Below are 21,533 nucleotides of genomic sequence, written 5' to 3'. Positions count from 1 at the left end.
GAATGGTTGTCGTTCCGTTTTTCATGTCTGTTATTGAATGATTAACTCCTCCACATTCCCGAAGGATGCGTAGCCATTCACCACCACCCGGTCACCGGGCGCCAGCCCGCTCAGGATCTCGTACTGCACCGGGTTCTGCCGGCCGATGGTGATGGGTGTCTTCACTGCCTTGTCGCCCTTGCTGTTCAGCTTGTAGATCCACTGCCCGCCGGTGTACTGGAAGAAGTCGCCCCGTGGCATCACCATCGCTGTCTCGGGTTGTCCCAATTCAATCTGCAGGCGGTAGCTCTTGCCGATGCGCAGGTTGTCGGGTTGGTCGTTCGTGAAGATCAGGTCCACCCGGAACTGGCGCTCTCTCACTTCGGGCACCACCTTCGACACCCGCAACGGGAATCGGGTGCCCTGATAGGTGACCGTTGCAGGCAGTCCCACGGTAAGCCGATCGATGTAATATTCACTCAGCTGGGTGTGTATCTTGAAGTTGTCCATCACCTTGATCTGACCGATCTGTTCCGATCTCCCCACGCGCTGACCGGGGGTGACGTTGAGAAAACTGAGCTGCCCCGCGGTGGTGGCCCTTACCATCAGGTTGTCCATCCGTGAGCGGGCATGTGCCATGCTCCTGGCGGCACGCTCCAGCTCCCTCTCCATCAGTTCGCGGCGCAGCAGGGTGGCGCTGCTGTCCTGCTTCAATCCCTCCAGCTGCAGCAGGGTGCTTTTGGTTCTGTAATCGAACTCCTCGCGCTGCACATCGAGCTGTGCCTTGCTCTTCACCCCCATCCGGAATTCCTCCTCCCCGAGCCGCAGGTCTTTCTCCAGACGGCTCAGCTCATAGCGGGCCTGCAGTGCCTGCTGCTGCAAAAGTATCGATTTCTGCTCCATCTCCACCTTTTTCTCCTGATAAAGTATGCGCTGTTGCTCCCATTCTTCCTGTTTCTCTTCAATCTCTCTTTCCAGTTCAGGGTTCTGCAGTGTCAGGATGAGTGCGTCACGCTCCAGCATGGCCCCCTCTTCGGCGACGATCTCCTTCACGATCCCTGCCTCCAGGGTGTTCAGCATGATGGTGAGAATGGGTTGCACGATTCCCTCGGCATCCACATAATCGAGGAAGTGTGTCTCCGCCACCTCGGCGATGGTGATCTTCTCTTCCTGAATCCGCTGCTTTCGTCCGCCCGACAGCGTGAAGATGAGGTAGGCGAGGAACAGTGCAAAAGCTGCAGCGGCCAGCAGCGGGAGTCTGTGTCGCCGCAGGAATGATCTCTTTTGCAGTTTGATGTCCATCGATGAGTCGCGCGATTCATGGAAGCTGCCGGTATTGTTTGCGTTGTTCATGTCATTTTCATTGTTAAAATTCCTGTTCCGCGACCGTGATGGGAGCGTTCAGCTGAAAATCGTATCCCGTGATGCTCCGCAGGGCGTAATAGAGGTTCCAGTAGTTGTGCAGCGCGCTGATGTAGGCCCGCTGTGAGCTGTCTTTCTCGGCGATGGAGGCATTGAGGTCGAGCAGCGTGGACTTGCCCAGCAGGTAGAGGCGGTAGGCCACCTCGTTTCTGCGTGCGGCACGTACCGATGTCTTTTGTGCGATGGCCACCTTGTTGGTCTGCAGGTTGAACTGCTTCACCAGCTTGATCACGTTGGCCTCGAAGTCGGTGCGGGCTTGTGCGATCTCTGTCTTTGTCTTTTCCAGGTTGCTGCGTGCCACCTCCACGCGTCCCTTGCCCACACCCCAGTCGACAAGGGGAATGCGGATGCCGAGGCTCACCAGCTGCTGATCCATTGGATTGCGGTAGGCGTTGTTCAGTGCTGTTGCCGTCTGTGTCAGTCCCACCTGCATGTAGAGGTCCGCCTTCAGTCCGCGCGATGCCTTTGCCTGTGCCACGCTGCTTTCGCTCTGCAGCTGTTGCAGGGCATACCATTCGATGTCGGGACTGTTCTGCCAGGCATAGTGAAGCGCCTCCGCCAGGGGAACCATGAAGAGGGGCAGCTCATTGCGGATCACGGCCACCATCTCCACGTTATCGCGTATGCCCAGGAAGCTGCGCAGCTCCTGGATGGCGTTATCGACCTCCATGGCGGCATTGAGGCGGTTGCTCTGTTCCGTGAGGTGGTTGATTTCCAGTTGCAACATCTCGTTTTCGGTGATGGTGCCGATGTCGTACCTTCCCTTTGCATATCGGAAGAGGGTGTCGGCTGCCGCATAGTTGTAGTCGGCCGACTGCAGCCTGCTCTGTGCCGTGGCCAGGGCGAAGAACTTGTTGGCAGTCATGGCTGCCACCAGCTCCAGCGTCTCCAGGTAGCTCTTCTTTGCCTGTGCGTAACGTGCCGGTTCAATCTTCTTGTCCCACTTCAGCCGGTTGTAGCCGAACAGGTTCTGCGAGTAGCCGAGCACCACGGGTGTCGATTTAAAAGAGCGGCGCTTGTCGGTGAAGAGATCGAGACGTTGCAGACCTGTTTCCAGGAAGATGCTTCCACCCAGGGGGGCGATATTCTGGTTGATGGTGAGGCTCCCCTCGTTGAGCAGCTGGTTCCTGTGCAGGAAGCTGTCGCTGCCGTCGGGCAGGGTGACGGGACTGATGGAGCGGTTGAGGGAGCTGTAGCTGTTGAAGGAGAGGCTTGGCAGGTAGTCGGCTTTGAAGGTACGCCAGTTCCAGTAGGCAGCGCGGTATTGGTGCCGCGCTGCCACTGACTGGGGTGACTGGGCACGGGCAAGCGCGACTGCCTCGTCGAGTGTGAGACGAAGCGAGTCCTGCGCTATGAGTTGCCCAGTGCAGATTGAATAAAGAATGAAAAGAATAATGTATCTCATGCAATTCTTCATAATCAAATGGCGTGCCAAAAGTGTAAACGTCACAAATAGAGCATGATGTGATTGTAGTTCGGTGGTTGGATGTGTGCATTATCGCACAATATATGTTCGATTTCACACAGTCTGATCCGGATAAATGGTCTATATTTGTGGAGCAAAAAAGAATTGCGATGGACAAGGAAGGCAAGATACTGATTGTAGATGACAACGAGGACATCCTCTTCGCGCTCAATCTTCTGCTGCAGCCCCATGTGGAGAAGGTGAAGGTGACCACACGACCGGAGCGGATCGTTGATTTCATGGAATCGTATCGTCCCGATGTGATCCTGCTCGACATGAACTTCCACCATGATGCCAGCAGCGGACAAGAGGGTTTTCATTGGCTGCAGCAGATCCACAGCATCGATCCCAATGTAGTGGTGATCTTCATCACCGCCTATGGCGATACCGAGAAGGCGGTGCGAGCCATCAAGGCGGGGGCCACCGATTTCATCCCCAAGCCGTGGGAGGGCGAGAAGCTGCTGGCCACCATCTCATCAGCCCTGCAGCTGAGCAAGAGTAGAAACGAAGTGTCGCAGCTCCGGAAACAGGTGTCGGCACTCGAAAGCAACAGGCCTCCTTTTCCTGAGATCGTGGGTGAGAGTGAGGTGATGCAGGTGCTCTACGGCACCATCGACAAGTTGAAGGATACCGATGCCAACATCCTGCTGCTGGGTGAGAATGGCACGGGGAAGGACCTGATTGCCAACCTGCTTTACCACTCCTCTCCGCGTGCCGGGAAGCCCTTCGTGCACATCGACCTGGGGAGCATCCCCGAATCACTCTTCGAGAGTGAGTTGTTCGGTCATGAGAAAGGGGCTTTCACCGATGCAAAAAAAGAAAAGCAGGGGCGTTTTGAGATTGCCAGCGAAGGCACGCTGTTCCTGGATGAGATTGGGAACCTGTCGCCTTTCATGCAGGCGAAGCTGCTGACGGTGCTGGAGAAGAGAGAGGTGATTCGCCTGGGTTCCACCCGACGGGTGCCGATCAACGTGCGACTGATCTGTGCCACCAATGCCGACATCCATGAGATGACAGAGCGGGGTGAGTTCCGGCGTGACCTGTTGTACCGCATCAACACCATTGAACTGCACATTCCTCCGTTGCGGGAGAGAGGCAGCGACATCCTGCTGCTGGCCGATTTTTTCCGGGAGAAGTATTGCCGCAAGTACAAGAAGGAGATCAGGAGCATCGCCACCTCGGCACAACGCAAGCTGCAGGAGTACCCCTGGCCGGGAAACGTGCGGGAGCTGCAGCATGCCATGGAGAGGGCTGTGATCTTGTCTACCGGTTACATGCTCTATGCCGATGACATCTTGCTCACACCCGTCGCCACGGGGAGGAGGAGTGAGAACCTGAACCTGGAGGAGCTGGAACGAAAGGCTATTGATCAGGCCCTGAAGCAATCGGATGGAAATATGAACCGGGCAGCCGACCTGCTGGGGATCTCGCGCTTTGCGCTCTATCGTAAAATGGGCAAACAATCGGACAAATAAGATGAAGCTACCCTCCAGATATCTCTACATGTTCAAGATAGCGGCCATCCTGTTGTTGTCGCTGACAGCGGTATGGCTCTTCCTGCATGCACTCTACTTCTCCTCACTGCTGGTGTTGATTGGCCTGTTGATGGTATCGATCTCACTCTACTACGACAGGAAGAAATTGATCTCACGGATGGAGCGGATGATCTCCGGCATCCGGCATGCCGATTACTCGTTTCACTATCCGCAAAACAACTCGGAGCAGGAGCTCAACCGCCTGTCGAAAGAGATGGACGAGGCATTGCAGCTTTTCCGTGCACAGGCACAGCATGCCTACATGGAGGAGGCAGAGACGGAGGCCTGGCAGAAGCTTGTGAGCGTGCTCACCCATGAGATCATGAACAGCATCGCGCCCATCATCTCTCTCTCGGAGACGTTGGGGAAAGAGGAGGGGGCGACCTATCAAAGTGAGGAGGAGTGCCATAACATGTGCAGGGCCATGCAAACAATTCACCGGCGGAGTGCCGGGTTGCTCACCTTCGTGGAGAACTACCGTAAGCTGACGCGGATACCGCAGCCGGTGATGCAGCCCATTCGTGCTGCCGACCTGTTCCGGTCGCTGCAACTGCTGGTGGAGGCTGATCAAATTCACTTCACCTACAGCTGTTATCCGGAGCAACTGGTCTTTCGTGGCGACCGCAACATGGTGGACCAGATGCTGATCAACCTGCTTCGGAACGCGCATGAGGCGACAGAGCAGACCGCATCGCCGCAGATCAGGATTGATGCACGACAGGAGGGAGATAGTGTGAGGATCACTGTCTCCGACAACGGATGCGGTATCTCGGCCGAAGCGATGGGTAAAGTGTTCATCCCATTCTACAGTACCAAGTCGGGAGGATCAGGCATCGGATTAAGCCTCTGCCGTCAGATGATGTTGCTACACAAGGGATCGGTGTCGCTCTTGTCCGATGGAGAGGGCACCGCTATCACGCTGCAATTCCCGGGGTGAGCAAACAGTCTCATCGTGTGGTACATCTCCACCGCCGCCACTTTCTGGATGGGGGTGCTGGGATTCCTCAAGGCGCTTGTATGGCCTGCCTTCCTGGTCTACGAGGCGTTCAAGGTTATAGCTGGCTGACTTAATACAGCGAACATTTGATAATTATTTAGACCAACAGGAGATGCTGCCCCGTGAGGGGCGGCATTTCTGCTGTCCGAATAGTTAAATATGGAGTGAAACATTGCTCCTGTAGGGGGAAATCTGAAAAATGCTGTTATATTTGCCTGTGTCATCCGAAGTGGGATGGCACCCAGACCATTTAATAACCTTGACAGATGATTACGGAAAACACCGGGTTCCTCAAGTACTGGACGCTCTCCTTCGGGATGAGCCGTGAGGTGACCCGGCACTACAGCACCTCCTTCTACTCTGCCACGCAACTCTTCCCGCCCACCGTCAGGGAGGCGATACACGGCATCTACGGCTTCGTGCGGTTGGCCGATGAGATTGTTGACACCTTCCATGGGCACGACCAGCGGGCGCTGCTCGACCGGTTTGAGGCGGATTACGACTTCGCCCGGGAGCAGGGTGTCAGCACCAACCCGGTGATCCACGCCTTCCTGACAACGGTCAACCGCTATCGCATCGACGATGCCTACATCCGGGCGTTCCTGGCCAGCATGCGGGCCGACCTGGATAAGAAGATCTACACCACCCGGCTGGAAGCTGATCAGTATATCTACGGTTCGGCTGATGTGGTGGGGCTGATGTGCCTGCGCGTCTTCTGCGACGGTGACGACCGCCTCTTCGGGGAGCTGGTGGCTCCTGCCATGCGGCTGGGCTCCGCCTTTCAGAAGGTCAACTTCCTGCGCGACCTGCGACAGGATGTGCTGGAGCTGGGACGTGTCTACTTCCCCGGTTTCACCATGGAGCAGTTCGACGAGGCGACCAAGCGGGAGCTCGTGCGCGACATCGAGAGCGACTTTGCCGAGGCGCTCAAGGGGATCCGCCGACTGCCCGACAGCTCACGCTTGGCGGTGTACACAGCCTACCAGTACTACATGCGGTTGCTCGAAAAGATACGCGAAACCCCCGCCGCTGAGCTGGTCACCCGTCGCATCCGTGTGCCCAATGCTGAGAAGTTCAGGCTGCTCTCCGGCGCCGTGATCAAGCACAAACTGAAGATGGAAATTATATGAACGACAACGAACTGCTGGTGCAGCTGGTCGACGAACAGGACAACCCCCTGGGCACCATGAACAAGCTGGAGGCACATCGCCTGCCTGCACTGCACCGTGCCGTCTCGGTGTTGGTCTTCAACAGTGCCGGCGACTGGCTGCTGCACCGCCGTGCTGCCGGCAAGTACCACTCCGCCTGTCTCTGGACCAATGCCTGCTGCACCCATCCCTACCCGGGAGAGGCGCATGCCGTTGCTGCCCGCCGCCGCCTGCAGGAGGAGATGGGAATGGATGCCGGTGAGGAGCTGCTGCACCTCTTCGACTTTGTCTACCGGGCCAAGGTGGATGAGACGCTGACCGAGTATGAGTACGACAGGGTTTTCACCCTCACCAGCGACGCACTGCCGCAGCCGCACCCCGATGAGGTGGATGAGTGGCGCTACATCTCTCCCGATGCCCTGCAGGAGGAGATGAAAGAGCACCCCGAATGCTTCACCGAATGGTTTAAAATGATATATCAAAAAGTTCAAACTTCATAGTTCATGTTTCAAAGTTTGATGAATCCGGAATCTGGAACCCGAAACCCGAAATCCGGAACCTTGAACCCGGAACCTGAAACTAAAAAACTGATCACTGAAAAACATGCCCCGATATACCGTCAAAGAAAGAGAGATGATCCGCCGCATCGCGGTGATCTATGCCGTGGGGGTGGCCGGATTCATCATTCCCTTCACACACCGCTACTTCATGCTGCTGACGCCGCTGGTGCTGCTGCTCTCGCTGGCGCTGCTCATCTGGTACGACCGCGACCGCCGGAAAGGGGGGCAGCGCAACAGGATTGTCTTCTACCTCTTCGTCTTCACCGCCGGCTTCCTGGTGGAGATGTGGGGCGTCAACACCGGTGCGCTCTTTGGCAGCTATCTCTACGGTAGCGGCCTGGGGCCCAAGATCAATGGCACGCCGCCGCTCATCGGCCTCAACTGGGTGCTGATGATCTACCTCACTTCCGCCATCTTCACGCCGCGGCGCCGCAACATGCTCAACGGCATCGTCTGGCCTTCGCTGCTGATGGTGGGCTACGACTTGATCATGGAGCAGGTGGCCCCGAAGATGGACATGTGGTCCTGGCAGAATGAGATCATCCCCCTGCAGAACTACCTGATGTGGGGAGTGCTGGCGGTGACCTTCCACACGGTGCGCTACCGGATGAGGGTGCGCGACCGCAACACGATGGCGCTGCCGCTCTTCGTGGTGCAGACGCTCTTCTTCCTGCTGATCATGCTGAGCAAATGAATGATAACACACGCCATAAATATTGAGGATGCTACGCTCGAAACACCACTTCTTCATCTACCCCTTCTTCCAGCACTACACCCGCTGGTTGCTGAAACGCCATTTCAGAGGGGTGACGATCGAAGGGTCGTTTGCCGACAGGGGGAAGCCGGTGCTGCTGATAGGCAACCACACAGGCTGGTGGGACGGCTTCTGGGCGATGTACCTCAAGCTGGAGGTGGTGAAGCGCAGGTTTCACTTCATGATGCAGGAGGATCAGCTGCTCCGCTTCCGCTTTTTCAACTACACCGGCGCCTTCTCGGTCAACAGGAAGAGCCGCGAGGTGGTGGAGTCGCTGCAGTACGCCGCGTCGCTGCTGCAGGACCCGGAGAACATGGTGCTGATCTACCCGCAGGGCAAGTTACAGTCGCTCTATTGCCCTCAGTTCATCTTTGAGAAAGGGATAGAGCGCATCCTGCAGGGCAGGGAGGGGGAGGTGCAGCTGCTGATGTCGGTCAACATGATCGACTATCTGGCGCATCCGAAGCCCACGCTCTACATCTACCTGCGCGACTACGAAGGGTCGTTCCGACGTGAAGCGCTGGAGGAGGCCTACAACCGCTTTTATGCCGATTGTCTCACCATCCAAACTGCACGCACCGAATGATCGAATACATTGCCTGCATCATCATCGCCTTTGCGCTGCTGCAACTGCTGGTAGCGCTGGTCAACCTCCTCTTCCGGGAGGGGTTGCCGGCACGCGCTGCAAAGGGTGAGAGCGGTGCTGAAACGAGGCAGACATTGTCGCTGCTGATCCCGGTACGCGACGAGGAGGCGAACATCGGCAGGCTGCTGGGCGACCTCACCTCCATCAGCGACCGTATCAGGGAGATCATCGTATGCGACGACCAGTCCGCCGACAATACGGCTTCCATCGTGGAACGGTACGCAGCAGCCGATTCACGCATCCGGCTGATCCGGGGAGCGGCGTTGCCCGAAGGCTGGACCGGCAAGAATCACGCCTGTCACTGCCTGGCACAGGAGGCCACGGGCCACTATCTCCTCTTCCTCGATGCCGACGTGCGGGTGGGAGAGGGAGTGCTCGACCGCTCCCTGCAATATATGCAGCGGCATCGCTGCGACCTGATGAGCATCTTCCCCACGCAGGAGATGCGGACGCTGGGAGAAAAGATCAACGTGCCCAACATGCAGCTCATCCTGCTCACGCTGCTGCCGCTGCCGCTGGTGCGCCTTTCGGGGTTCCCTTCGCTCTCCGCCGCCAACGGTCAGTTTATGCTGTTCCGGCATGATACCTACAAAGAGATGCAACCCCACCGGCAGTTCCGCATGAGCCGTGTTGAGGACATCGAGATTGCCCGTCACCTGAAGCGGCAGCGCCACCGGGTGAGCTGCCTCACCGGCATCAGGGGGGTGCGCTGCCGCATGTACCGCTCTCTGCCGGAAGCGGTGGAGGGGTTCTCGAAGAACGTCACCCACTTCTTCGGCAACTCGCCGGTTGCCGCCATCCTCTACTGGCTGGTCACCACGTTCGGCTTCATCCCCTTCCTCATCGCAGGAAGATGGGACGGTCTCCTGCTCTGGCTCACAGCCACACTGCTCACCCGCATCGCGGCATCGCTGACTGCCCGCATGAGGGTGGGCGACAACCTGCAGCTGTTCCTGCCACAGCAGTTGATGCTGGGTGCTTTTATCCTGCGCTCGCTCATCAACAGCAGAAATAAATCGTTCACCTGGAAAGGACGGAAGGTATAATATGATTGCAACGAAACCACAGCTCTCAAAGGAGACGCCTGTCACCCTCTGCTGGTTCAGACGCGACCTGCGTCTGGAGGACAACCACGCGCTCTTGCAGGCCCTCCGCACAGGGCGCCCCGTGCTGCCCCTCTTCATCTTCGACCGCGAGATCCTGGATGGCCTCAGTGAGAAAGAGGATCGCAGGGTCGCCTTCATCTACTCCACTATTGAGGCGATGGACCGGCGCCTGCGAAAGGAGCATGGTTCCGGTATCCTCTGCCTGCAGGGGAGACCCGAGGAGCTGTTCGGGCAACTGCTGAACGATTATCCTATTGCGGAGGTCTGCTGCAACGAGGACTACGAGCCCTATGCCGTGGCCCGCGACCGGCGGGTGGAGGAGCTGTTGGCCGACAAGGGGATCCCTCTGCGCCGCTATAAGGATCAGGTGATCTTCCACAAGGATGAGCTGCTCACCGCCGCGGGTAAGCCCTACAGCGTATACACACCCTACTCCCGCGCCTGGCTCTCGAAGTACCGCGAGGGGGAGCAGCGGTTCTATCCTTCGGAGGAGCTGCTCGGCAACATGCTGCAAGAGATACCGCCGATGCTGACACTCGCAGCGATAGGCTTCCGTGATCCCGGCTTCCGGTTTCCACCCGCAGACCCCGACGACGGGGTGATTGCCGACTATGAACATACACGCGACCTGTCGGCACTGGAGCATGGTGTCACCCGCATGGGAGTACACCTTCGCTTTGGCACCATCAGCATCCGCAAGCTGGCACTGCGTGCCTCGCTGCTCAGCGAGACCTACCTGAAGGAGCTGATCTGGCGTGAGTTCTTCATGCAGGTGCTCTGGCACTTCCCCTACGTGGTGGAGGGCCCCTTCCGGAAGAAGTATGCGGCGATCTTGTGGGAGAACAACGAAGCGGAGTTCGTTCGCTGGTGCAATGGCACCACCGGCTACCCGATGGTCGACGCGGGCATGCGGGAGCTGAATGCCACCGGCTTCATGCACAACCGCGTGCGGATGGTTGCTGCCAGCTTCCTCACCAAGCACCTGCTCATTGACTGGCGTTGGGGGGAGGCTTACTTCGCCGCGAAGCTGCTCGACTACGATCTGGCGGCCAACAACGGCAACTGGCAGTGGGTGGCCGGCACCGGCTGCGATGCGGCGCCCTACTTTCGGATCTTCAACCCTGCGGAGCAACTGAAGCGGTTCGACCCCCGTCAGGAGTATATCCGCCGCTGGATCCCCGAGTTGGGCAGTAGCGCATATCCTGCACCGATGGTAGACCACTCCTTCGCCCGCCAACGGGCGCTGGAAAGATACAATGTTTAAACGTTAAAAGTTTATAGTTCAAAGTATATTGTTTGATGAACCTGGAACAAAAAAATGACCACAGACAACTGAAAAATGAAACAAAAATCGATTATCCTGTTGCTCTTCACGATCTGTTGCACCCTCGTGACGGCAGGTGAGAAGGAGACCATCTATCGTGCCTACCTGACCAACGACATGGCCGCCTGGAAGGAAACCATCGAGGCGATGCACGCCGAGGCGGACAAGAGCCACGAGCGAGAGCTGGAGCTGCTCAACTACGAGTATGGCTACGTGGGCTGGTGCATCGGCAACAACCGTAAGAGCGAGGCAAAGATTTACCTGGAGAGGAGCCTGGAACGGATGGACCGGCTGAAAACGGGGAGCTACCGGCTCCCACTGCTGCAGGCCTACGAGTCCGCCTACCTTGGCTTCCAGATCGGCCTGGCCAAACTGAAGGCTCCCAGGCTGGGACCCAAAAGCCTCGATGCCGCCAAGGCATCTGTTGCCAACGACGACAAGAACGCGCTGGGCTACATCCAGCTGGGCAACATCGATTACTTCATGCCGCCCCTCTTCGGCGGATCGAAGGAGCGGGCCATTGAGCACTACCGGCACGCCGAGCGGCTGATGGCGCCCGCCGGCAAGGGCGACTGGAACTACCTGGCCCTGCTGGTGCAGCTTGCTGCCGCCTACGAGGAGACGGGCAACATCGCCATGGCCGACAGTTTCTACCGCAAATCACTCTCCATCGCCCCCGGCTTCAGCTGGGTGAAGGATGAGCTTTACCCCGCATTCACTAAAAAACATCAACCATAATGAAGAAGAAAGTAATCATCACCGGCACCGGACTGGGAGGCCTCTCCAGCGGACTGCTATTGCAAAGCAGGGGATATGAGGTGCAGTTCCTCGAGAAGAACAGCCGCCCCGGCGGAAGGCTCAACCGCCTCGAGAAGGAGGGGTTCACCTTCGATACCGGCCCCAGCTTCTTCAGCATGTCTTATGTCTTCACCGACTTCATGAAGCTGTGCGGCGTGGAGATACCCTTCCGCTTCGTGGAGCTGGACCCGCTCTACTCGGTGCATTTCGCCGGGGGCCGCAGCTTCCGCCTGCACAAGGATATCAGGCAGCTGGCGGAGCAGTTTCGCGACATAGAGCCCGACTTCGAGGCGAAGATGGAGCGCTACCTCCAGAAGTCGGGCGCCCTCTTTCACGACACCTTCGACATCGTGATCCGCAACAACTTTGACAGCTACCTCGAGTACTTCGCCGCCCTGATGAAGGTCAACCCGGTGCACATCCCCGTGCTGATGAAGATGTTCTGGCAGCATGTGAGGGGTTACTTCGACTCGCACGAGGCTCGGCAGATCGTCTCGCTGGTGGCCTTCTTCCTGGGCCGCACCCCCTTCGACACGATGGCCATCTACAGCCTGCTCTCCTACACCGAGTTCCGGCACGACGGCTACCACAACGTGGAGGGGGGCATGTACCAGATCGTGGAGGGAATGGTGAACGCGCTGCAACAGCGGGGTGCCACCTTCCGCTACAACACCGAGGTGACAGCGGTGGAAGGGGAGGGCAACCGTGTCACGCGCCTCACCGACAGCGAGGGCAACCACTACGAGGCCGACACCTTCCTGATCAACGCCGATGCGGCCCTCTTCCGTGGGCGCGTGCTGCAGCGGAAGAAGTACTCCGAGGCGAAGCTCCGCAAGATGGAGTGGACCATGGGCTACCTCACCATCTACGTGGGCATCGACCGTAAGCTGCCCGACCTGGACCTGCACAACTACTTCCTGGGCAGCAACTTTGAAGACTATGCCCACAACGTGCTGAAGAACCCCGACTCACTGCAGAAGCCCTACTACTACGTGAACGCCGTCTCGAAGCACAATCCCCAGTGTGCACCGGAGGGTTGCGAGAGCCTCTTCATCGTATGCCCGGTACCCAGTCTGCAGTACAAGCCCGACTGGAGCGATCGTGATGAGATCGTTGACAGCATCCTCACCGACTTCTCCAAACGCATCGGCATTGACATCATGCCCCACATCGTCACCCGCACCATCTACACCCCGCAGGAGTGGGAGAAGCAGTTCAACCTCTACATGGGGAGCGGCCTGGGACTCTCACACCGGTTGAGCCAGATTGGTGCCCTCCGCCCGAAGAACTATGACGAGGAGTATGTCAACCTCTTCTACGTGGGTGCCTCCACCACTCCCGGGGCAGGCCTCCCCATGGCGGTGATCAGCGCCGAGATGGTTTGTAGACGGATCTTGGGCGAGTGATGAAACAGCGAGGTGTTCCTGTACCAATTGAACGGTACAGGGACCCCCGTGAGCAATCTCAACAAGTTGTGGATATAATTTCTCTTTTCTTTTGACATGTAACAAATTGCCGTTATATTTGCCCTTATGAACCGGAAGATCATCCATGTGGATATGGATGCGTTTTACGCCTCCATCGAGCAACGCGACAACCCAGATTATCGCGGGAAGCCCGTCGCCGTGGGCTATGGAGGCAAACGGGGCGTGGTGGCTGCCGCCAGCTACGAGGCACGGAAGTATGGCATCCACTCCGCCATGCCCTCCGTTACGGCGCTGCGCAAGTGTCCCCACCTGATCTTCGTGATGCCCCGCTTTGAGCATTACCGCACCATCTCCGGCCAGATCATGCAGATCTTCCTCGAGTATACCGACAAGGTGGAGCCGCTCTCGCTCGACGAGGCGTTCCTCGATGTCACCGTCAACCACAAGGGCAATCGTTCCGCCACGCTCATCGCCCGCGAGATCAAGCAGAAGATCCAGAGCCGCACCCGTCTCACCGCCTCCGCCGGCGTCTCCTTCAACAAGTTCCTCGCCAAGATCGCCTCCGACTACAGGAAGCCGGACGGCCTCTTCGTGATAGAGCCGGAGCAGGCTGAGGCTTTCGTGGAGCAGCTGCCGGTGAGCAAGTTCTTCGGGGTGGGGAGAGTGACCGCCGCACGGATGAGCGAGCTGGGCATCCAAACGGGTAAGGATCTGAAGCAGTGGGAGGAGATTGACCTGGTGCGTGAGTTCGGTAAGGTGGGCAGCGCCTACTACCGCTTCGCACGGGGCATAGACGAGCGGGAGGTGGAGTCGGAACGGGTGCGCAAGTCGCTCGGTGCCGAGGAAACCTATGCCGACGACCTGGAGGAGATGGTTGATATCCTGGCGGCGCTCGACCAGCTGGCACTGGAGGTGCACCGCCGTGCCGATAAGAAGAAGTTCATGGCGCGCACACTGACCCTCAAGATCAAGTACGCCGATTTCACGGTGATCACCCGCAGCCGCACCGTGGGGCATTACATCCGGACCTACAGTGAGCTGTTCGACCTGGGCAAGGAGCTGCTGCTGCAGGCCGACGACCTGCTGGACCGCAAGATACGTCTGATGGGGCTCACCCTGAAGAATGCCGATGCCGGTCAGGAGCTGATGCCACCCGAGGGGATCCAGCTATCCCTCAATTTCGGTGAGGAATAGGGTTGCGATAGATGTTACAAAAAATATCAGAGGATAAAATTCTCCGGCTTCTTGGCCTGCACATCCTTGTAGTAGGACTTGATGGTCACGATGTCCTTCCGGTAGTCGTTGGTGGGGTAGAAGAGATCCAGCACGCGGGCTTCTTTTTTACCATAGTCGAGACCGATGAGCAGGATCGGCACCCTTGCCTTCAGGGCGATGAAGTAGAACCCCTTTTTCCACTCCTTCACCGGCTTGCGTGTACCCTCGGGGGTGATTCCCAGGTGCATCCATTCGCGTGTGCGGAACTCGTTCGCCAGGATTTCGGTCAGCGATCCGCTCTTTCCCCGCTTCACCGGTATGCCGCCGATGCGGCTGAAGAAAATGTTGAAGGGGAAAAAGAACCACTCTGCCTTGATCAGGAAGTTGGCCTGCCGCCCCAGTGAATTGTAGGCCAGCTTGCCCACCACGAAGTCCCAGTTGCTGGTGTGGGGCGCCACCGCCAGCACGCACTTCGGCACCTCGGGGAAAGTGTTCACCACCTTCCATCCCATGATCTTGTTGAGTATGAATTTGCTTAGATTGGCCATATATTCGTTATTACGTTATTACGTTGTTAAGTTATTACGTTAGGAAGTTCGTTATTTAGTAATTAGGTAAGTGTTGTTCAATATTATGTGATTGTCCAATAATAAAACGTTACTTAATAATTGTTGTTCATTATTTACCATACTTTGAACCCTTGATATCTGTCTTTCTCATTGTATGAACGTTTCCAACTCCGTCGTCGCCCGCTCCCAGTTGTTCATCGCCTGATCGAGGCGGGCCTTCACCTCCAGGTATTTCTGCAGCAGCTCCATGTCGGAGGCACCTTCGGGTGTGGCCAGCTGCTCCTCCATCTTCTTCAGCTTTTCCTCGAGCGAGGCTACCTTCTGCTCCGCTTCTGCTACCTGTTTCTCCAGGCGGCGCTGCTGACGGTTCTGCTCCTTCTGCTCCTGGTAGGAGAGCTTGTTCTCCGACGGCTCTTCCCGTTTCTCCTCCCGTTTTGCCGTAGGTGATGCGGAGAGCTCCAGCTGCTGCAGGGTCTCCATCTTCTTCTTCGAGAGGAAGTCGTAGATGCCGCCGATGTGCTCCCGCACCTTGCCGCCACCGAACTCATAGACCTTGTCCACCAGCCCGTCGAGAAAGTCACGGTCGTGCGACACAATGATGGCGGTGCCGTCGAACTCGCGGATCGCTTTTTTCAGTACATCTTTCGATGCCAGGTCCAGGTGGTTGGTAGGCTCATCGAGGATGAGCAGGTTCACAGGCTCCAGCAGGAGGCGTATCATCGCCAGGCGGCTCCGCTCGCCGCCCGAGAGCACCTTCACCTTCTTGTCGGATGCCTCACCGCCGAACATGAAGGCACCCAGGATATCGCGTATCTTCGTCCGTATGTCGCCCACTGCCACGTAATCGATGGTTTCGAACACCGTCATCTCTTCGTCCAGCAGCTGCGCCTGGTTCTGTGCGAAGTAACCTATCTTCACGTTGTGTCCCAGCTCCAGCTTGCCCCCATGGTCGATCTCCTGCATGATGCACTTCACCAGCGTCGACTTCCCCTCGCCGTTCTTGCCCACGAAGGCGATCTTCTCGCCCCGTTCAATGGTGAGCGTGACGTTGCTGAAGACCAGGTGGTCGCCGTAGCGTTTCTCCATCTCTTCCATGATCACCGGGTAGCTGCCCGAGCGGGGTGCCGGTGGGAACCTCAGGTTGAGGCGTGAGTTGTCCACCTCATCCACCTCGATGCGGTCAATCTTTTCCAGCTGTTTGATGCGCGACTGCACCTGGTTCGATTTGGTGGCCTTGTAGCGGAAGCGCTCAATGAAGTCCTCCGTATCTTTGATCTGCTTCTGCTGGTTCTCGTAGGCCCGTTGTTGTTGCTCGCGGCGCTCCTTGCGCAGCTCCACATACTTGCTGTAGCTCACCTTGTAGTCGTGGATGTCACCCAGCATGATCTCCACGGTGCGGGTGGTCACCGCGTCGAGGAAAGCCCTGTCGTGCGACACCAGCATCACCGCGTTGGCGTGTGTGGAGAGGAAGTTCTCCAGCCACTGGATCGATTCAATGTCGAGGTGGTTTGTAGGCTCGTCGAGCAGGAGCACGTCGGGTGCCTGCAGGAGTATCTTGGCCAGCTCGATGCGCATGCGCCAGCCACCGCTGAACTCACGGGTGGAACGTTCCAGGTCGGCACGTGCGAAGCCCAGCCCGGTGAGCGTCTTTTCCACTTCCGCCTCAAAGTTGTGGATGCCCGACATCTGGAGAAGCTCCTGCAGGTCAGTCGCCCGTTCAATCACCTGACTGTAGGCGTCCGACTCATAGTCGGTCCGCTCTGCCATCTCCCGGTGCAGTCGCTCCAGCTCCTTCTCCATCTTCTGCAGGTGCTCGAAGGCGAGCGATGCCTCCTCGCGCACGGTGCGCCCGTCGCTCAGCTTCATCTGCTGGGGCAGGTAACCTATGGAGACCTCCTTGGGGAGGGAGATGTTGCCGGAGGAAGGCTGCTGCAGTCCCGCCATGATCTTGAGGAGGGTCGACTTGCCGGCGCCGTTCTTGCCGGTGAGGGCCACCCGCTCGTTTCTGTTCAGTACGAAAGATATGTTGTCGAGCAGTGTGAATCCGCCGAATGCCACGGTGAGGTTGTCTATTGAGACCATTTCTCTGTAATTTTGTGCAAAGGAAACGTTTTTTGGGGGAGTTTGAAAACGTTTTTAGGTTTTTAGGTTATTAAGTTGTTACGTTGTTACGTTATTATGTTTGATGAACCTAAAACCATTTATGAATAAAAGCGTGAAACATGCAAATGTGAATTTTTTTACCTATCTTTGTTCCCCGTAACATATCGCGTGCAGGTCCTACTCATTCAGTGCTTCCCCACCATTTGTTAATAAACGTCCTACTCCCGGCTCTGCGGACAGAGGAGAGCGTGAACCGGGTCCTGCCGTTGTACGGTAGGGACGGTCAGAGAGAGAAACATCAGCCGCCCTGTAGAAATGGGCATGGGAATCAGGATCCCCACCTACATGCGGTCACAATAACAACAGTGCTGCCTCATCAATAAAAAATGGCAGTCATAGACAAAACGAATGACATTTAACGATTTAGAGATCATGGAGCCGATCTTAAGGGCTCTTAGTGAGAAAGGATACACCACCCCCACACCGATACAGGAGCAGGCCATCATGCCGGCGCTGCACAACAAAGACATCCTGGGACTGGCACAGACAGGTACCGGCAAGACAGCCGCCTTCACCATTCCCATCATTCAGCAACTCTGCTCAGACAAACCGCAGGGAAGGAAGAGAGAGATCAGGGCGCTGATCCTGACCCCCACGCGTGAGCTGGCCATCCAGATCGACGACAGCATCCGCGAGTACAACAAGTACACCCGCCTGCGCCACACCGTCATCTTTGGCGGGGTGAAGCAGAATGCACAGGTGAACACCCTGAAAGGGGGCATCGACATCCTCGTCGCCACGCCGGGCCGCTTGCTCGACCTGATCGGCCAGGGCATCATCACCCTGCAGCACATCCGCCACTTCGTCCTCGACGAGGCAGACCGGATGCTCGACATGGGATTCATCCATGACATCAAGCGGTTGCTTCCGTTGCTGCCCAAGCACAAGCAGACGCTTTTCTTCTCGGCTACGATGCCCGATTCCATCGCCACGCTCTCACGCACCATCCTGCACAAGCCGGTACGCGTGGAGGTGACGCCGGTATCCTCGGTGGTGGAAACCATCGACCAGCGCATCTACCTGGTGGAGAAGCCCGATAAGAAGGATCTGCTGATCGACCTGTTGAAGCAGGAACCCAATCATTCGGTGCTGGTCTTCTCGCGCACCAAGCATGGTGCCGACAAAATTGCACGCATCCTGACCAAGGCGGGCATAGGGAGCGCGGCCATCCATGGCAACAAGTCGCAGAACGCACGCCAGCGCGCGCTGAGCGAGTTCAAGGCACGCACCACGAAGGTGCTGATCGCCACCGATATCGCCGCCCGCGGCATCGACATTGATCAGCTCGACCTGGTGATCAACTATGACCTGCCCGACGTGGCGGAGACCTACGTGCACCGCATCGGACGTACCGGTCGTGCCGGCAACAGCGGACGGGCCCTCACCTTCTGTACGTCGGAGGAGAAACCGATGCTGCGCGACATCCAGAAGCTTACGGGGCGGAAGCTGCCGATTGCGAATTAGGAATCAGTTGTCAGTGATCAGTTATCAGCTTTTTTGTACATCAAAAAATGAACAAAAAACGAACTAATAACGTAATAACATAATAACATAAAACTTTTTAAACGAATCAATGGCAAGATCAAATTCATTCAACAAAAGAGAGATCGAGAAGCAGAAACAGCAGAAGAAGAAAGAGAAACTGAAGAAGAAAGAGGAACGCAAACAGCAGGGCACCAACTCCTTCGAGGATATGATTGCCTATGTTGACGCCAACGGTGTGATCATCGATACACCGCCTGAACCCATTCAGGAAGAGGAGAAGATTGAACTGGAAGATATCGAGATCTCTGTACCCCGCAAGGAGGTCAGCGAGGAGGCGGGCGACCCGGAAGGACGTGTCGACTTCTACGATGAAACACGTGGCTTCGGATTCATCCGTGAGGGCAACAGCGTCATCAAGTACTTCTTCCACAAGAGCAATGCCGAGCATGGTATTGCGGAGGGCGATCTGGTCACCTACCGACTGGAGCGCGGTCCCAAGGGAATGAATGCCGTGGATGTGAAGATCATCCAATAAGATCTAGAATGAGGGTGTGTCAAAACGCAGTAATTGATGCATCCTCATTTTTATTTTGTTGCCGTTAAAATCACATACCATAAAGTGCAGAATATAAGAGTGATACATTCATTTTTAGCGTTAAGTTTTTAGTAAAGTGTGTCATTGCTTTAAAAAAACTGTTATTTTTGTAAAATAAGATCAGTTGCAATAATTAATCTGTCAAATATGATTTCAGATTGATGATAGTATTCAAACTAATGAATCGCATGCAATCTCAGAAGTTGCATATTATTCAAAGAGTGATTTTTCACTTTACTTTTTCAAAGTTGTCCCCTGCCAGGAGAACAAACCTCATTATAGCATGAAAAAGATTGTTGTAACCGTATACGCTGTGTTGGTTCTCCTTTCTGCATATTCGCAGGACAATAAAGGTGCTGAGAGGGAAGTTCAGAAGGAAGAAAAAATCATTCAGCTCGATGAATTGATTGTATATCCAAAGGGTGATATTGAGCTGTTGAAATCAACGGATCGTAAGAATATCAGAGTCGCCATTAAAGGGAAATCAAAAATTGTTTCACAAATAAACCTTGTCACACACAAAGATATCCTCATCAGAGGGATTGAGTTTTACTTTAACTATCGATGGGGTGATTCTGAGAAGGATGGTTTTATTGTAAAGCCGATCATCTTGGATTCAGAAGATCACCAGCCTTCGGCGATACTTTTTGAAGGGCCCGGCTATTTTATTACGAAGAAAATTGATCAAAAGATGTATCTTGATCTTACAGAGTATGAAATAGAAATAGAGAATAATTCCCCTTTCTACATTGGGTTGGAATTTGTGGAGGCCATCGGGAATTCAGTATTTGAAGATTTTAATATCACCATGTCAATAGTTCCCAAACAGACTGACATCTCTTATGTGAAAGGGAATTGTCCCACTTGCAATTTTGCCTCTTTCAACCTTGATCCCAGTACAGGATTGAGCTTGAAGCATCGGATGTTTTACTCCTACAAGCAGTGAATTCCCTTCATTGTTTTAATCTGCCTCTCACAATTGCCGCCACCTCGTCCGGGGCAACACTTGTCTGATCGCCCGACTGCATGTTCTTGAGCGTGATCCTGCCCTCTTTCATCTCGTTCTCACCCACCATAGCCACGTAAGGGATCCGGTTGCTGTCGGCGTAGGAGAGCTGCTTCTTCATCTTTGCAGCTTCGGGATAGAGCTCGCAGCAGATGCCCTCGCGACGTATCTTCGCCACCAGGGGGAGAAGCCAGTCCGCCTCCCGTTCGCCGAAGTTCACAAAGAGCAGTTCGGTGGAGTGGGAGAAGCTCTCCGGGAAGAGCTCCAGCTGCGTCAGCACATCGTAGATGCGATCCGCACCAAAGGAGATGCCTACACCCGAGACGCCCGGCAGTCCGAAGATGCCGGTCAGGTTGTCGTAGCGGCCGCCGCCGGTGATGCTGCCAATCTGCGCGTCGAGCGCCTTCACCTCGATGATCGCACCGGTGTAGTAATTGAGGCCGCGCGCCAGCGTCAGGTCCAGCTCCACCTCGTTGCGAAGCTGCAACGCTTCCGTCTTGGCGATGATGAACGCCATCTCCTCCACGCCATTGGTGCCGGTCTCGGAGGGTGCCAGCAGCTCCCGCAGCTTCGTCAGCTTCTCAGCGGTGCTCCCGCTCAGCAGGATGATCGGCTGCAGCCTGTCGATCGCCTCCTGTGCGATTCCTTTGGATGCCAGTTCCTCGTTCACCTTCTCCAGTCCTATCTTGTCCAGCTTGTCGATCGCCACGGTGATGTCGGTGATCTTGTCCGCTTCGCCTATGATCTCGGCGATGCCGGAGAGGATCTTGCGGTTGTTCAGCTTCACTGCCACGCGGATGCCCAGGCGACTGAACACCTCGTCGATGATCTGCACCAGCTCCACCTCGTTGAGGAGCGAGTCCGATCCCACGATGTCGGCGTCGCACTGGAAGAACTCGCGGTAGCGACCCTTTTGCGGGCGGTCGGCCCGCCACACCGGCTGTATCTGGTAGCGCCGGAAGGGGAAGGTGATCTCGTTGCGGTGCATCACCACGTAGCGTGCGAAAGGTACGGTAAGGTCGTAACGCAATCCCTTCTCCGAGATGCGGGTGGCTGTTTTTGCAGCGTTGCCCTCCTTCAGGTCCGCCTCGCTCATCGACGAGAGGAAATCGCCCGAGTTGAGGATCTTGAAGAGCAGCTTGTCCCCCTCCTCGCCATACTTGCCCATCAGCGTGGAGAGGTTCTCCATTGCCGGTGTCTCAATCTGGCGAAAGCCGTAGAGGCGGTATACCTCACGGATGGTGTCGAAGATATAGTTGCGCTTCGCCGTCTCTTCGGGCGAAAAATCACGGGTCCCTTTGGGTATGGTTGGTTTCTGCATCGTCTGATTTCTTTTATC

At 56.3% G+C, this 21,533-nt stretch carries 19 protein-coding genes; 14 read left to right on the top strand and 5 right to left on the bottom strand.

The annotated features are described in order from the left end of the window. Positions 1 to 30: 30 nt before the first annotated feature. Together JS578_03250 and JS578_03245 are read right to left on the bottom strand one after the other, a co-directional pair. A complete protein-coding gene (locus JS578_03250; GenBank protein QRX64899.1) occupies positions 31 to 1,281 on the bottom strand; it encodes an HlyD family efflux transporter periplasmic adaptor subunit in 1,251 nt (416 codons plus the stop codon). A gap of 64 nt (positions 1,282 to 1,345) precedes the next feature. Beyond that, entirely contained in the window at positions 1,346 to 2,806 is a 1,461-nt protein-coding gene (locus JS578_03245; protein QRX64285.1) for a TolC family protein, read from the bottom strand. 170 nt (positions 2,807 to 2,976) lie between these two features. On the opposite strand from JS578_03245, the gene JS578_03240 reads away from it, so the two are divergent. The 11 genes from JS578_03240 to dinB all read left to right on the top strand — a co-directional run bounded on the left by JS578_03240 (position 2,977) and on the right by dinB (position 14,355). Then, a complete protein-coding gene (locus tag JS578_03240; protein QRX64284.1) occupies positions 2,977 to 4,341 on the top strand; it encodes a sigma-54-dependent Fis family transcriptional regulator in 1,365 nt (454 codons plus the stop codon). A gap of 1 nt (position 4,342) precedes the next feature. Next, entirely contained in the window at positions 4,343 to 5,338 is a 996-nt protein-coding gene (locus tag JS578_03235; protein QRX64283.1) for a HAMP domain-containing histidine kinase, read from the top strand. A 326-nt stretch (positions 5,339 to 5,664) separates the two neighbouring features. Continuing rightward, complete coding sequence (locus tag JS578_03230) at positions 5,665 to 6,528, top strand: phytoene/squalene synthase family protein (GenBank protein ID QRX64282.1); 864 nt, start codon at positions 5,665 to 5,667, stop codon at positions 6,526 to 6,528. Further along, positions 6,525 to 7,046 (top strand): isopentenyl-diphosphate Delta-isomerase, encoded by a 522-nt coding sequence (gene idi, locus JS578_03225; GenBank protein ID QRX64281.1) that lies wholly within the window; start codon positions 6,525 to 6,527, stop codon positions 7,044 to 7,046. The genes JS578_03230 and idi overlap by 4 nt, the downstream gene beginning before the upstream one ends. Before the next feature lie 103 nt (positions 7,047 to 7,149). Then, complete coding sequence (locus JS578_03220; GenBank protein ID QRX64280.1) at positions 7,150 to 7,800, top strand: carotenoid biosynthesis protein; 651 nt, start codon at positions 7,150 to 7,152, stop codon at positions 7,798 to 7,800. A gap of 28 nt (positions 7,801 to 7,828) precedes the next feature. Beyond that, positions 7,829 to 8,446: a lysophospholipid acyltransferase family protein gene (locus JS578_03215; GenBank protein QRX64279.1), complete on the top strand. Its 618-nt coding sequence runs from the start codon at positions 7,829 to 7,831 to the stop codon at positions 8,444 to 8,446. After that, positions 8,443 to 9,552 carry a glycosyltransferase gene (locus JS578_03210; GenBank protein QRX64278.1) on the top strand — a complete coding sequence of 370 codons (1,110 nt, stop codon included), beginning with the start codon at positions 8,443 to 8,445 and terminating at the stop codon, positions 9,550 to 9,552. The genes JS578_03215 and JS578_03210 overlap by 4 nt, the downstream gene beginning before the upstream one ends. Before the next feature lies 1 nt (position 9,553). Further along, complete coding sequence (locus tag JS578_03205) at positions 9,554 to 10,876, top strand: deoxyribodipyrimidine photo-lyase (GenBank protein ID QRX64277.1); 1,323 nt, start codon at positions 9,554 to 9,556, stop codon at positions 10,874 to 10,876. Positions 10,877 to 10,951: 75 nt separating this feature from the next. Next, the gene (locus JS578_03200) at positions 10,952 to 11,674 is read left to right on the top strand and encodes a hypothetical protein (GenBank protein ID QRX64276.1); all 723 of its coding nucleotides are present in this window, start codon (positions 10,952 to 10,954) and stop codon (positions 11,672 to 11,674) included. Next, the gene (crtI, locus tag JS578_03195) at positions 11,674 to 13,140 is read left to right on the top strand and encodes a phytoene desaturase (GenBank protein QRX64275.1); all 1,467 of its coding nucleotides are present in this window, start codon (positions 11,674 to 11,676) and stop codon (positions 13,138 to 13,140) included. The genes JS578_03200 and crtI overlap by 1 nt, the downstream gene beginning before the upstream one ends. 126 nt (positions 13,141 to 13,266) lie before the next feature. After that, on the top strand, positions 13,267 to 14,355 hold the full coding sequence (gene dinB / locus JS578_03190) for a DNA polymerase IV (GenBank protein ID QRX64274.1): 1,089 nt from the start codon (positions 13,267 to 13,269) through the stop codon (positions 14,353 to 14,355). Positions 14,356 to 14,381: 26 nt separating this feature from the next. Here dinB and JS578_03185 read toward each other — a convergent pair whose 3' ends face one another. Beyond that, entirely contained in the window at positions 14,382 to 14,924 is a 543-nt protein-coding gene (locus JS578_03185) for a 1-acyl-sn-glycerol-3-phosphate acyltransferase (GenBank protein ID QRX64273.1), read from the bottom strand. Between the two features lie 168 nt (positions 14,925 to 15,092). Continuing rightward, the gene (locus JS578_03180) at positions 15,093 to 17,027 is read right to left on the bottom strand and encodes an ABC-F family ATP-binding cassette domain-containing protein (GenBank protein QRX64272.1); all 1,935 of its coding nucleotides are present in this window, start codon (positions 17,025 to 17,027) and stop codon (positions 15,093 to 15,095) included. Between the two features lie 429 nt (positions 17,028 to 17,456). Here JS578_03180 and JS578_03175 point away from each other — a divergent pair, with 429 nt between their 5' ends. The 3 genes from JS578_03175 to JS578_03165 all read left to right on the top strand — a co-directional run bounded on the left by JS578_03175 (position 17,457) and on the right by JS578_03165 (position 20,134). Further along, positions 17,457 to 18,572: a DEAD/DEAH box helicase gene (locus tag JS578_03175; GenBank protein QRX64271.1), complete on the top strand. Its 1,116-nt coding sequence runs from the start codon at positions 17,457 to 17,459 to the stop codon at positions 18,570 to 18,572. 109 nt (positions 18,573 to 18,681) lie between these two features. Further along, complete coding sequence (locus JS578_03170) at positions 18,682 to 19,128, top strand: cold shock domain-containing protein (GenBank protein ID QRX64270.1); 447 nt, start codon at positions 18,682 to 18,684, stop codon at positions 19,126 to 19,128. A 343-nt stretch (positions 19,129 to 19,471) separates the two neighbouring features. Continuing rightward, positions 19,472 to 20,134, top strand: a complete 663-nt coding sequence (locus tag JS578_03165) for a hypothetical protein (protein ID QRX64269.1) — start codon at positions 19,472 to 19,474, stop codon at positions 20,132 to 20,134. Between the two features lie 7 nt (positions 20,135 to 20,141). Here the strand turns inward: JS578_03165 and JS578_03160 are convergent, their stop codons facing one another. After that, positions 20,142 to 21,515, bottom strand: a complete 1,374-nt coding sequence (locus JS578_03160) for a histidine--tRNA ligase (GenBank protein ID QRX64268.1) — start codon at positions 21,513 to 21,515, stop codon at positions 20,142 to 20,144. Positions 21,516 to 21,533: the final 18 nt, after the last annotated feature.

This window comes from Dysgonomonadaceae bacterium zrk40 (genome assembly GCA_016916535.1).
Lineage (GTDB): Bacteria > Bacteroidota > Bacteroidia > Bacteroidales > Dysgonomonadaceae > Proteiniphilum.
Note: the sequence above shows the minus strand (reverse complement) of the source record. Positions and strands in the feature narration are given on the sequence as shown.